General features: G+C 41.5%; 10 protein-coding genes and 1 pseudogene. 3 read left to right on the top strand and 8 right to left on the bottom strand.

All coding sequences use genetic code 11. The features are described 5' to 3' along the window. Nucleotides 1–43 precede the first annotated feature (43 nt). The 4 genes from L8106_RS14785 to L8106_RS14770 form a co-directional block, all read right to left on the bottom strand. Complete coding sequence (locus tag L8106_RS14785) at nt 44–1,426, bottom strand: hypothetical protein (protein WP_009785139.1); 1,383 nt, start codon at nt 1,424–1,426, stop codon at nt 44–46. An 18-nt stretch (nt 1,427–1,444) separates the two neighbouring features. Beyond that, on the bottom strand, nt 1,445–2,131 hold the full coding sequence (locus tag L8106_RS14780; RefSeq protein WP_039896417.1) for a hypothetical protein: 687 nt from the start codon (nt 2,129–2,131) through the stop codon (nt 1,445–1,447). Nucleotides 2,132–2,164: 33 nt separating this feature from the next. Continuing rightward, complete coding sequence (locus L8106_RS14775) at nt 2,165–3,037, bottom strand: hypothetical protein (protein WP_009785137.1); 873 nt, start codon at nt 3,035–3,037, stop codon at nt 2,165–2,167. A gap of 131 nt (nt 3,038–3,168) precedes the next feature. After that, nucleotides 3,169–3,609, bottom strand: a complete 441-nt coding sequence (locus L8106_RS14770; RefSeq protein WP_009785136.1) for a hypothetical protein — start codon at nt 3,607–3,609, stop codon at nt 3,169–3,171. A gap of 669 nt (nt 3,610–4,278) precedes the next feature. On the opposite strand from L8106_RS14770, the gene L8106_RS14765 reads away from it, so the two are divergent. Further along, entirely contained in the window at nt 4,279–4,881 is a 603-nt protein-coding gene (locus L8106_RS14765) for a Uma2 family endonuclease (protein WP_009785135.1), read from the top strand. On the opposite strand, the gene L8106_RS29650 is transcribed toward L8106_RS14765, so the two are convergent. The 4 genes from L8106_RS29650 to L8106_RS14745 all read right to left on the bottom strand — a co-directional run bounded on the left by L8106_RS29650 (nt 4,853) and on the right by L8106_RS14745 (nt 10,250). Further along, the gene (locus L8106_RS29650) at nt 4,853–6,058 is read right to left on the bottom strand and encodes an RNA polymerase sigma factor (protein ID WP_050779128.1); all 1,206 of its coding nucleotides are present in this window, start codon (nt 6,056–6,058) and stop codon (nt 4,853–4,855) included. The genes L8106_RS14765 and L8106_RS29650 overlap by 29 nt on opposite strands. A gap of 65 nt (nt 6,059–6,123) precedes the next feature. Next, nucleotides 6,124–8,016, bottom strand: a complete 1,893-nt coding sequence (locus L8106_RS29645; protein ID WP_255348890.1) for a transporter substrate-binding domain-containing protein — start codon at nt 8,014–8,016, stop codon at nt 6,124–6,126. Nucleotides 8,017–8,034: 18 nt separating this feature from the next. After that, nucleotides 8,035–8,337, bottom strand: coding sequence for a hypothetical protein (locus L8106_RS14750; RefSeq protein WP_009785132.1), 303 nt, complete (start codon nt 8,335–8,337; stop codon nt 8,035–8,037). A 1,007-nt stretch (nt 8,338–9,344) separates the two neighbouring features. Further along, the gene (locus L8106_RS14745; RefSeq protein WP_009785131.1) at nt 9,345–10,250 is read right to left on the bottom strand and encodes a site-specific integrase; all 906 of its coding nucleotides are present in this window, start codon (nt 10,248–10,250) and stop codon (nt 9,345–9,347) included. A gap of 86 nt (nt 10,251–10,336) precedes the next feature. Between L8106_RS14745 and L8106_RS14740 the strand changes: the two genes are divergently transcribed. Next, nucleotides 10,337–10,819 (top strand): zinc ribbon domain-containing protein, encoded by a 483-nt coding sequence (locus L8106_RS14740; RefSeq protein ID WP_009785130.1) that lies wholly within the window; start codon nt 10,337–10,339, stop codon nt 10,817–10,819. 89 nt (nt 10,820–10,908) lie between these two features. Beyond that, nucleotides 10,909–13,888, top strand: a pseudogene (locus tag L8106_RS30575) (Tn3 family transposase). The last annotated feature ends 14 nt before the right edge of the window (nt 13,889–13,902 follow it).

The raw sequence follows: 13,902 nt of genomic DNA, 5'->3' as shown, positions 1-13,902 counted from the left end.
AGGTGAAGACTTGAATTTTTAGAGTTAAGAGAAGGGGTTAGCATTACATAGGTGTGTAATATTGCCCGAACCAGTATCCTAAACCCAATAAACTCAGCCCAACCAACAATGCGATCGCGATTTTGGTGAAATTCATCGGTTTTTCTGGCAAAGTATCTGTAACTTTGATCAAACTTCCCGGCTGATTAAATTTATCGAGTAACTGATTAACGTCAGCTTGGTTCTTCACCACTAGATCGAGACCGAGCCAAATATATTGGAAGTTATAAAGATTTGGCTGTTTTTTCACCCCACCCAACTTGGCAAACAACGCATCATTAAAATAAGTGGTGTCGGTTACGGCTTGGTTATGAAAGGCAATTAAGGGGGGATTGTACTTTTTGTTGGAAAGGGAAAAGTAAATTTTCTTCTCTTGACTCGCGATGCAGTCAAAATTAGATTTTTGTTGCCAAAATGCTTTGTTAACCCAAAATTGTGGCTTAACAATTTTGTCATCAGATCCATGCAAAATCCCAACAGGAATATCACTCAACTTATTTCCAATTTTAGCGATGCTGATCGGATTTGCTGCAAACGGCACTTGGAACAGTTTTAAAATCCAGATCACTGTTAGAGGAATGCCCATATCGGTACTGGGCGCAGGATCGGCAGTAATAATTTGTTTGGGTAAAAACTTTTGTTGATTTTCCTCAAGATAGATAGGCCAACTCAATGCTAATAATCCTCCCAAAGAATGACCGAATACATAGAAATCAAACTCGGACGGAGCGATAGTGAGATTATTTTCGGATAACTTTTTCCAACCTTTATCGGTAATATAGATCGCTTGTTTAATCCATTCTACTGGACTATGTGCCAGACTAAAGCCAACGGTTGAAATAAGCTGAGTAAGATGCTTTCCATAGCGGCGATTTAACAATCTAATCACCAAAATTAACACGACTAAGGCTAAGGAAAGGCGAAGGTACTTGAATGGAGTCGGTTTGACCAGCTTACGGACAATCGGACCAATTTTATTTCGGCGATATTGCGGTAAAGTCTCCTCTATCTTGAATTTGTTCCATTTTGAAATTACATCAGTCAAAATGTTAAACCAAAGGGATAAAGGAGCTTTTTCTTCCCTGATTTTATTTGTTAGCTCGTCTGGATATTGGCTTTTTTGAAAGTCCGGAAAAACCACGTAATACCCTTGTTTAGCCAAAAATTCTAAATGCTCTTGATAAAATTTTGGCAAACACAAGGCAAAGCCGTGTAAGTAAGCAATTAACTTCAGTTTTCCTTCGGCATCACGGTAGGGAATATTAGGAGCAAAAATTTGGATAAAATTCCCTAACTCGTGACTGCCCGATTGGTATATTGTGTAGCCGTCTTTTGGGATAATATGCTGCCACTCGAAAGCAGCGTCTGAAGTTTTATGATCTGCCATAATTCTATCCTTTTGTGTTTATGTTTGAGCAGGTTGATTGTAGAGAACCTGTACTTGCTGCTCCGTTAATAGCAAACTGAAAGCCATGATTAATTCAGATGCGCTAGCGGGAAGAGTACCTACAAGGGATGAAGGCAGAGCATTGCCAATTAAGGCAATTAATGCTCCTACAAATAACCACGACCATTTCAGTCTAACCCAGATGCCAATACCAATTAGTACCATGAACAAACTAACGACAATGGTAATGATTGGTGGACTACTCGGATTAATCGGGGTATAACGCAAAATTCCGGCAAAAAAGGTTGGCTCTAATTGGAGTTTCATATAGTTAGTGATGACATCTACTCCAGCCAGTGCGAATGCAATTACCCACGATAAAACTCGTACTATTTTAGTCGCCCAAGCTGCGCCAGCACGGTGAGCTAATTCAACACCAATTACGATTAAAAACGGCATAATTAAGTAGTGCAAGAGAAAGCGAATCATACTGATACTTTTTAACAAATCTCCTGCACCAATAAGGTTTCCCATTGCCAGAATCAAGTTATCATAGCTAGTGCTGGCTAGTAATAAAGACAACACAGTTATCGCTACAACAGATGATTGCCGCCGCAGACGAATTCCCCAATCTAGTAATATCCATTCCATTAGAGCGATACTTAGATGTCCGAGGGGATTAATGATGAGTAAAATGTTATTCATCGTTAATAATTCAACTCTCAAGCTCACCATAATTTACGAATTTTGAGGTACTAATATTTGTTGTTTGCTAGGGCTGGATTTCTCAAGGCCTTTGCTGTAAACTAGCCAAGTAAAAATAGCGACTCCCGCTTCGGTCCCACCCAAATCATGGAGGATATGAAATAAAGCATTGAAAGCCATTTGCGGGTCAGTATCAGGATTGCCTCCATACTTGTTTAGGAGAAAGAAAAATGTTAAGTTAACTCCAACGGAAAAAAACGGAACCAGAAGAATTTTCCAATCTTGAAGGAATTTATAGCCTCGATATGTCAAGACAGCAAAAATCAGCGTTAGTAAAATATAAATGGGAATTTTAAATTGATCGTTGCTGGCTTCGGAACCCAAATGATACAAAATAGAAACACCTAACAAACTGATCGCAAAAACAACGTTGATTAAATTAGAAAGAGTAGTGGTCTGCTTGACTAAACCATCCGACCACAATGCAAATGCTGAAATCAAGAAAAAGTAAAACATGAAATTCAGCATTGTAAAATCGTTTTGATAATACCAGCATTGGGTAACGTGCCAACCAATTTCTGAGGCGATCGCTACCATAATAAATGCTAGACCAAGCTGAGATGCAAAGATGCTTCTTGATGGCCATTCCAATCTTTTTAAACTTTCATAAAAAATTTTCATCGCCAGAGGGATGAGGGCAAAAGTAAAAACGTGGGTGATAATTAATGCCAGTTTCCAGCCGCCAGTAATACAAGTTTGAGGCAGATTTGTTGAAGGCTCCCCAATTCCCGGTAATGTCGCTAGAATATAACCAAATCCAGCTAAACCAATTAAGAAGCAGATGGCGATCACCGCTAAGTTAAGAGTAAATATTTTACCACTCGGGCGGGGTTGAAAGTTTCTCATGGATTTTTAAGTTGTTTTGTCAACTTTTGAAAAATGATATTATTTTTCGTACTGAGAGGGGTTGGGGGATTGAATTAAATATCTCGCCCTCTCGTAACTGGAATCAAAATGAGGTGCTTTTTAGGAAAAAATTAAAAGATTAAATCAACACTAAATGGAGCGTTAGGATTGGGACTAAAATCACGTCCTTCGGCTTGATATATTGTTAGACCTTCTTGTAAAACAGCCGATCCACCACATTCTTTAATTAAATCAGTACCCTTCTGGACTTTAAGATTTTGACAGCCGAATTCTCTTTGCCCATCAGGACCAGTAATTATAATACTCGTTACCGTTCCCGTTTCACCCTCGGGCAATGAAACAATTGCAGAACGAATTATCTCTGTTTGTTTCACACTACCCTGTTTGTTGACGTGCAATACTCCGTCATGCACCATAACACTTTTTTCTACTGCCTGAGTAAAATTCTCTGCATCTGCCATTGCTACAGTCGGGAAACATAATACCATCAATGAAATAGCTAAGACACAAACATTAACCAAGCGAAGAGATTTTTTCAGTAAATTAACCATGATTATCCTTGATGAGTTTGTTGCTGATTCTTGATAAAAAGTTGGGGTGAAAAGTGCGGATAGATGCCAGTTTTTAGACGAAGCCACAAATTGAGCTAATCACCCAAGTTGCTTGTTAGTATCCTAAGTTTGTTTGCTCCCTCAAAGTCCCCCAGAAAAAAGGGGGGACTTTTATTGATTTTCCACCGGGTGGGGATAGGAGAGAGCAACGTTTAGGCGGATTTTTAACTGGCAATATCTAACTGAATTATCCGCACTTTCGGGTTGTTTTCTAAGCCAAATATCAATTTGATTTGGCTTGAATTTTTAGAGGTATCTTGTCAAAGATTACTACTAAAATCGTAGGATATACCGCATATTTTTTTCCTTTTTTACTTACAATTTGAGCTTTTTTTGACTGAAACACAATCACGAGTGACGTAAAATATGTTCAGTCTGGATTGGAACTTTTCTTGTTCCATTAGTAAGACGTTTACCGATGCTAAATTGTGAACTCTTCAACCGGATAAATTTTTGAAAGTCCCTGCACCTCGTCAAATCACTTTCAAGATGGATACTTTTTCCCGCAGAGGCAGTCAGACATTTCCAGGCATCCACTAGCACATTAGGATTATATTGGCAAGTAAAAAGTAGCATGGTATAATCACTACCACTATTCAGGCTAACTGTATGGTTACAAGTCCTTTGACATTAAATTTAGATACCGTTCACCTCACAGACGAACAGTTCTATCAGTTATGTCAAAATAACCGTGATTTGAACTTTGAACGCACCGCCAGAGGAGAATTAATTATTATGCCACCCGTTGAAGGCGATAGCAGCAATCGGGAAGCGGACTTAATTATCGATTTGGGAATCTGGAATCGGCAAACTAACCTGGGTTATACCTTCAGTTCCTCCACTGTATTTAAGTTACCCAATGGCGCTGTTCGCGAAGCGTGGGCTACGCCCATTCGTTCTCCTGATGCCGCTTGGATTCAACGGGAACGTTACTCAGCACTCACAGCCGAACAAAGGCGAAAATTTTTCCCTATTGCACCCGATTTTGTGATCGAATTAAGGTCAGCAACCGATGATTTGGAAACCCTACGCCAGAAAATGCAAGAATATATGGACGCAGGAGTAAAACTGGGATGGTTGATTAACCCCCAACAGCAACAAGTAGAAATTTATCGCCCAGAACAAGACGTGGAAGTACGAAACCTTCCCACAGAATTATCCGGTGAAAATCTATTAACAGGATTTAGCTTGAATCTATCCCCATACTTGTAGAAATCCGGGATTTTAACGTTGTAAAACCCCCACTGTCTGCCCACATCTGCCAGCACAGTTTGCCCCTGAAGTTCCCAAATTTAGTGGGATTTTGAACTTCAATTCTTCTCCTCAAAGTTAGCCAGGGGGTTTCTTTAGGAGCGTATGACATACGCCCTAACTTCAAAGATTGCTTACGCCTATAATTTAGAGATTTTGTCCATTCAAATTTTACAATTGAAAAAGTCGCTCTTTCACGGTATTTAAAATCCGGTGCGCTCGTGCAACTCAATTCCCGAGTAAATTTTCGTTGGATTTCTACTGTTCGCAAAGCGTGGGCTACGCTCATGTTTTGAATTGGAGACGAATGAGAAATAGGTTTTTTCTCTACTTCATCTACAGGCTTTTCAATAAAAATAGGTTGATTGTGTTCAATAGAAGATGCTGTATCTGAGGAATTGTCATCCGCAATAATCAGTTCTTTTTCTAACTCGCCAGATGAGACAATATTTTCAGTTTTAACAGGCTTTTCTAACTTTTCTTTCTGAGATTTTTTGATTTTTAGAGATGGAACGCTTTGTTCTCCTCCCTCATACTCCTGCAACTGTTCTCTTAAAGTTTTTCGGGCTTGAGAAATGCGTTTGCGGACATTATCGTAAGAAATATTCAGGTGTTGGGCAATTTCTTGATAAGAAAGTTCTTGGTCTGCAAACAGAACAAAAACTTCGCGCAGTCTCGGCGGTAAATTTTCAATTGCATTTCGTAAAAATTGCGCGGTTTCTCGGCGCGTAGCACTGAGAAAAGGAGTTTCTTCTTGACTGACCCATTCTTCTTGCTGTGTTGAACAAACGGTATCTAAAGACTCGATTTTTTTTGTATTTCTGTTATGTTGTCGATGAATATCGATGCAGAGGTTATAGGTCAGTTTGGTCAACCAGGCTTTAAAGTTATCAATAACAACAGTATTCTGTTTAATTTTTTCCCACGCTTTTATTATCGCTCGACTGAGGACATCTTCAGCTTCGATAGAATTGCCATTCATCCACTTAACACAGCAACGAAACAGGTAATCTCGATGCTGTTCAAACAATTGCCAAAAGGCATTAATTTCGCCCCGAGAAAGGCACTGTAAGAGTTGCTGTTCTTCTGTTGGGTTTGGCAGAGAGTTAATAGCGGCTTGCATCACTATAATTTCCATTGAAAGACAATCTTGAGGGTTAATTTTTGTAAGGGTGATTGATAAACCACCCCAACTCAGGGAAATTAAGCAAAAGGAACGGAGAACAAAGTGCCGCCCTCGGTATAAGGCAGAATACCCTCAAGCTCAATACCCGGGAAGTTTCGCTCTGTCATCTCCCTGTAGTTCCCCACTGCTGAAATTGCATTCAACGCAAAATCATTCGGCAAACCCAAACTTTCTCCGACATTTCCTTCTACTCCTAAAAAACGGCGAATAACCGGGTTTGAACTCTCAAGTTCTGCCGTCACATTTTCCGAAGTTAAACCCAGTTCTAACGCTTCCGTAACCGCATAAGTAACGCCAGAAACCACATCTTTCCACTGGGATTGATTCTCATCCACCACCATTGCTAAAGGTTCCTCTCCCAAGACTTCTGGAAAGGGCTGATGCTGGCTTCGTTGCTCTACGGGTAAGGTCAGAAGACTGGAAATAATCAGACCCCCATCTCCCGTTATCGCATCTAATTCCCCATTGATATAACTGTCAAATATGGTCTGAAAATTATCCAAAGCCACGACTTCCGCATTAATGCCTGCCGCGCTCAACTTTTCTTGTAACCGAGTCTCAGAAGTTGTACCCGCACTGACACCAATTCGACCCCCTGCAAGCTGTTCCAAAGTAGTAATTCCACTGGCGGTTGGAGTGACTACAAATTGAGCATCGTAAGTATTAATCGGCGCAAAATCTACCCCCAACAGCGCATCCCGTCTAAGATTGTGAGTTGCATTTCGACTCGTAACATCAACAACACCATTAGCAACATCACTAAAGCGCTGAGAACCTGTTGTTTGAATCACAAATTCAACCGCGTTGGGGTCGCCAAATAAAGAAGCAGCCAGCGCCCGACCCAAATCAACATCAAACCCGGTTAAATTACCATTTTCCTCTGCAAAACCGAGTCCTTGGGCATCATTCCTCACCCCAACCCGCACAAAACCCCGGTCTAAAACTTCTTGTAAAACGTTGCGGTTATCGTTATCCACCAACGGCACAGTTACTTTATCGCTACCGGAAAAAGGAGGATAATAAACCAGACCTCCCGGTTCGACAAACATCAGTTCATTGAGATTTCGGGGTAGCGCAGTTTCATCGAAATTCCGATTATAAATTTCTTCGTAGTTTCCAACTTGTTGAATGATATTCAGCGCAAAATCGTTATCAATTCCCAGGGATTCTCCCAAATTCCCTGACACGCCCAAAAAGCGTTTGATGTCGCTATTCCCATCCAGAAACTCATTCACATTCTGAGAATTAATCCCGAAGAATTCCGCTTGAATGGGAGCGTTAACCACCCAGCGCACTACATCGGCAAATTCTGACTCATTTTCGGGTACAATAAATGCTAACGGTTCTTTGCCAATATTCTCCTCTAAAATCACTTGATTTCCCGGATTAGATAAGGTGGGAATGCGATTGCTGAGAACGCCGCGATTAATGGAAACTGAACCGATTTCACCCGCATCGTAGGCGGCAAACAGGTCATCTTGAGACGGAAATGTTTGGATGTTTAAGGTAATTCCGGCACGTTGGGCGGCATCTTCTAAATTTTGTTGAGAGCGGGTTCCTGCTAATACGCCCACAGTCGTTTCTTGCAACTGTTCAACCGAATTAATTCCGCTATCGCCCCGCACCAAAACCCCTTGGGTGTCGAAGAAAACCGTAGGGGAAAAGTCTACTCCTAAAGTGGCATCGCGGAGAACCGAATGGGTGGGCAAAGTGGCGGCAATATCGACGGTTCCACTGGCAACGCTGTTAAAATCTTCCCCCGCTTCAACCACCACAAATTCTACAGAATTGGGGTTATCAAATAAAGCCGTAGCCAATGCGCGACTATAATCAATTCCCATCCCACTAAAAGAACCGTCCGCTTCTTGGTTGCTAAAGCCAATGGCATCATCGTTAACAGCAACCCGCAGAAAACCCCGGTCTAAAATTTATTGAAGTTGGGAACCTTCTCGCGTTTCACTGCCAACAGATGCCCGATTTTCTGAGGCTCCAAATAAGGCATAATGTTCAAAACCCGTCACAAAATTACCGTTAGTAACTGCCTCGGTTACATCGGGGTTAAAGTCGAGATAAAACTGTTCGTTAAAGGGAATTTGTGGCGTTCTACCTTCGTTGAAACCAAACTTTACCCAGTGTTCATAGCCGCTTCCTAAGCGTCCTTCGGCAACGGCTTCGGCAACATCGGAATGTTGTTGGAGATAGGTATTTTCGTCGAAATTGAGAGTAGTCATAATTGGGTTAATTTTCTAAATGAATGCACGAAACAGTTTGACTGCAACGCGCCAGATAGAACCTCCGGAACGTGGGCAATCAAAAATTAGTACGTTGATGTAGATCCTGATTAAAATACTTAGCGAGAAAACCTGATACTACTTCTCCGTGAAGATGCGCTTAACACAATCTGGTTAACATAAACCCCATAACCGATGAGGGACAATGATTAACTGCTTGTTGACAAAGAAATGTATGAGCTTTTCTATCAATTTGTTCACTACACATCAATATAACTTTCTTTCCTCAAAAGTGTATCCGTGAAACTACGGAATTAGCTCAGTTTATATCTCCGTGTTTTTACGGAGTTGTTAAATAGACAGTTTGGCGTGTACGGAGATACGATTCGCGTACTGCTATATTGACCGCAGACTTTGCCGAAAAGAAGACAAACTCAGCCTAGTTGAACAGGACATAGTTTGACTCCAATCTGAAAACCGCTATTGATAAAAATTATTTTGATGCTTCGCCAAAACTTAGAAATTTTATCTGCAACTCCATTCGTTTTTGATACACCTGAGCGCGTTAGCATTTCCCAACTGCATCCTTTTCTCTATCATGGCTTCTCACTCCCCCCTCTGTCAATCGGAGATGATATTTGATCATCATCTTCCCACTTGGGCTAATGCTAGAGAAGCTGTTATGAAGTGCCAACGAACTTAAAACACTGCTGTACTCGCTTTTTAAGCACTTCTTTACAGAAGTTGACACAGTACCGATTAATACGGGTGTCGGAACTTTTTCATCAAATCGGGACTAAATTTAGGCGTAGAAATAGCGAAGCTGACACGAACCGCAAAGTAGCGAGTGAAACAATTGCCAGGTCATGGTTACAGCCCCTTTTTTTCTGAAAACCAGCCCGGACTCTAGGACAACACTCAGTTAACCACGGCAGAGTATAGTCACTACTCTCCCAAACATCGCCTATATGCTCAAAAATATATGATTTGTGTAGCTTTAATTTAATTTAATAAGAAATCTCTGATTCAGCAGAAGTCAAAATCTTTAAAGCCTTTTGTGCAACAACTTCAGCTCGAAGCGAAGTGACTTTTTGATATCTTAACGTAGTCTGAATCTTTTCATGTCCCATCAACGCTCGTAACTCTTCAATAGACATTAATCCCACTCTTTCTGTAGCAAAAGTGTGTCTTAAATCGTGAAGCCTCGCACCTTTCAAAACAAAACTTTGCGCCGTCAAATCACACCAATTACTATCAACTCGGCGATCAGACAAGCGCGTCACTTCTTGAGTAAATGGATTTCGTGCAGTAAATAACGCAGTAGAACCTGTATCCCTATAATACTTAATGTATTTATCTAAAACTTGTGCTGCATCCTCACTATAAAAACACCATCGTTGTTTGTTCCCTTTACCCACCACCTGAAACTTGCGAACGATAGTATCTACTTGTTCTAAATCCAGTGCCAAAACTTCACCAATTCTAGCCCCTGTGCGATGCAACAACCGGACAATAGCGTGCAAACGTACATCCTGAGAAACAACTTTATACAACTCTACAAGCTGCAAATGATTCAAATAACGAATGACTTCATCCGTACCATGCTCTCCTTTCTCCAATAATGGCTTGCGGCGAGCCAAACCAGCAATCGGATTACTTTTAAGATAACCAAAAGCCACCCCATAGTTGAACAGCGATTGAATAATTGCTTGATGTCGATGGTGAGTATTGATTGATAAATGTTCCAAGCTTTGCAAATAGTCACAGATGACCTGACGGCTAATAATTTCTACAGGCTTTCGCCCATGAAAAGTAAGCAGTGGTATTAACGCCGTCTCATAAGAACGTCGCGTACTTTTAGCCAGACCGGGACGCTCTAAAAACTCTGTCGCTAGTTGAGCTAAAGTAACCATTAAAAACCAAACTTTCCGGAAATCACAGTTCGGCTAGTGTTTTTCTGCTCTAAACACTTAATTTCCGGAAAAACTTAGATACTATCATGTATACTTTTGACGGCTCAATCGCTCCACAGCCCCAAGAATCTCTAGAAAACTACATCAAAAGGCTGCGAACCCGTCTTTCGATGACCCAACAGCAACTAGCCGCCGCCGCCGGAATTCATGGACAGAGCCTGGGCAAGCTGGAAAGAGGGAAAACACTTCGTCTCAACCAGAAAACCAAAAAGGGGCTGGCTATCGCCTTAAACATTCCAGAAGAATACCTAGATGCCGTTGTTTCTGGAGTACCTGTAGAAGGCGTACAGAAGAAACAATACTGTCCCAAGTGCTGGAAGGGAGGTACTAACCCAGACCCGACATGGACAATGCCAAAAGCCAAGTATTGTTTGCTTTGCGGCACTCAACTACGTTCTGGCTGTGTTAGCTGCCAGGAGCCTATCGCATCGTTCAAACATAAATTTTGTCCCCACTGCGGTACTCCTTACGCTGAGTCGAACAAGTCCCCTCTTAAAAAATTCAAATGAATACCGGGGTCTGTTTTGTTATCAAACTAAAATTCTGTTAAATTGGGGAGCGGTTTACATGAAACGCTGCTTGGGAGTCAGAAGAATTAATCGAACATTTCACCCTACTTGAGGGAGAAAGGACACTGCTAGCCAATAAAACTGGAGCCACGCGGCTTGGTTTCGCCGTTTTACTCAAATGCTTTTGTAAAGATGCTCGGTTTCCTGTTAAAAAGCAAGAAATTCCTAAATCCGTCATATCCTACATCGCTCTTCAAGTAGAGGTATCAGCCTCCCAATGGCGCGAGTATAAGTGGAGCGGACGCACCATTGAATATCATCGAGCGCAGATTCGTAGCTTTTTTGGGTTTAGGGAAGCCACCGTTGCTGATTTTAACTCTCTGAGCGAATGGTTGAGCGAAAACGTGCTTACTTTTGACCGCAACGAACAGCATTTAACCGAAATCGTATATCAACGGCTAAGAGAGTTAAAAATTGAACCGCCCACTAGCGAGCGAATTGAGAGGTTAATTCGCTCCGCACTGCACAGTTGCGAACAAAACTTTTGTGCCACGACTTCTGCTCAAATTTCGTCAGAAACGAGAGCGAAAATTGATGGGATTTTAAATACAGATAAAGCCTTAGAAGAACAAGCTACCCCATCTCAGACCTTTGATTTCAATCATCTGAAAGCCGACCCGGGTCGTGTGGGGCTTGAGAGTTTGCTTAAAGAGATTGATAAGTTAGAAACTATTCGGCAATTAGAATTACCAGAAAATCTATTTACTGAGATTTCTCCCAAAATTATACATCACTACCGACAACGCGCTTCAGCCGAACCTCCGAGAGAGTTGCGCCGCCATCCTGACCCAATTCGCTATACGTTAGTTGCAGCATTTTGTTGGCAGAGAAGCCAAGAAATTACAGACAGTTTAGTTGAATTGCTGATTCAAATCGTACATCGCATTGGTATCCGTGCTGAACGAAAGGTAGATAAAGAACTAATTGCCGACTTCAAGCGAGTCAGTGGAAAAAACAATATTTTATTTCGGATGGCAACTGCTTCTCTAGAACATCCAGAAAAATCAGTACAAGATGTCATCTATCCGGTAGTTAGTCCATCTACTTTAAAGAATTTGGTCAAAGAGTTTAAGTCGAGCGGCCCTACTTACCGAGAGCGAGTTTATACGGTGATGCGAGCTTCTTATTTGCACCATTATCGCCGCATGGTGCCACAAATCCTTGAAGCTTTGGAATTTCGCTCGAATAACGAACTTTACCAACCTGTTATCAAAGCGCTAGAACTCATTAAAAAGTATACGGATAGTTCTCAACACTATTACTCATCAGAGGATGAAGTTTTTGTTGATGGAGTGCTTAAAAATAGTTGGCGGGAAATTGTGGTGGAAGTAGACTCATCTGGAGTTGAAAAAATTAACCGGGTCAATTATGAAATTAGCGCGCTTCAAGCATTAAGAGAGCAACTGCGTTCCAAAGAAATTTGGGTGGTTGGCGCCAAACGTTATGGCAATCCCGAATCCGACTTACCCAAAGATTTTGAGGTGCAACGGCAGGTTTATTATCAAGCTTTGGGGCAGCCCACTGATGCTGAAGCTTTTATTAGTAACTTACAGCAGAAAATGACTCGGGCTTTAGAGCAATTGGATGCTAAAATCCCCCAAAATCAAAGGGTAAAGATTTTGACTAGAGAGAAGGGTTGGATTTCGGTTTCTCCGGTTGAACCTCAAGCAGAACCGTTAAATTTACAACGGCTCAAGGGAGAATTAATTTCCCGCTGGCCGATGACCAGTTTGTTAGATGTTCTGAAAGAAACGGATTTGCGAATGGGGTTTACGGAACAGTTTCACAGTGTAGCTCCGATGCGAGAGTTTGGACAGGAAAATTCTACAAAGACGGCTATTACTTTGTTTGTTTGGATTAGGAACTAATACCGGGCTGAAGCGGATTAGTTGTGGAGGAACTGGAGAAAACTATCCCGATTTGCTCTATGTCAAACGGCGTTATATTCATAAAGAAAATTTGCGAAATGCCATCGCACAGGTAGTTAATGCTATTTTTCAAGTGAGAATGCCGACAATTTGGGGTGAAGGTACAACCGCTTGTGCAAGTGACTCGAAAAAGTTTGGGTCTTGGGATCAGAATTTGATGACGGAATGGCATATCCGCTATGGTGGGCGAGGGGTAATGATTTACTGGCACGTTGAGCGGAAATCTGTTTGTATTTATTCTCAGTTGAAAACTTGTTCTTCTTCTGAGGTGGCGGCGATGATTGAGGGTTTGTTACGCCATTGTACGGATATGAAGGTGGAAAAGAATTATGTTGATACTCATGGCGCGGAAGGCGCCATCAGGCAAGCACTGGATTTCAAATCCAGTGAACCTGATGGTCAGAGTGAGGTAGCTTTTGCTTTTTGTCATCTGTTAGGTTTTCAGTTGTTACCCCGTTTGAAGAGAATTCACAAACAGAAATTGTATCGTCCGGTGGCAGGTCTTGGTAATGCTTATCCGAATTTACAGCCGGTGCTGACCAGACCGATTAATTGGGAATTGATTCGCAATCAATATGACCAGATGATTAAATATGCGACGGCTTTAAGATTGGGAACAGCGGAAACTGAGGTGATTTTAAAACGATTTAGTCGTTCTAATATTATTCATCCGACTTATCAAGCTTTGGCTGAGTTGGGAAAGGCGATGAAGACGATTTTTCTGTGTGAATATCTTAGCCGGGAGGAGTTGCGTCAAGAAATTCATGAAGGGCTGAATGTGGTGGAGCAATGGAATAGTGCAAATAGTTTTATTTTTTATGGTAAAAATAGTGAAATCGCTACGAATCGGTTGGAAGACCAAGAGATAGCGGTGTTGTCATTGCATTTGTTACAGATTTGTTTGGTGTATATCAATACGTTGATGATGCAACAAATTTTGTCAGAGAAAGATTGGTTGAAATTGATGCAAAAGGAAGACTGGCGAGGGCTAACTCCATTAACCTGGAGTCATATCAATCCCTATGGAACTTTTCGGCTGGACTTGGATGAGCGGTTATTGATTGACCCGGTGGTTTCTTGATATAAAAATCAACT

The organism is Lyngbya sp. PCC 8106 (assembly GCF_000169095.1).
In the GTDB taxonomy this organism is placed as follows: domain Bacteria; phylum Cyanobacteriota; class Cyanobacteriia; order Cyanobacteriales; family Microcoleaceae; genus Capilliphycus.
This window is presented reverse-complemented; position numbering and strand designations above follow the sequence as displayed.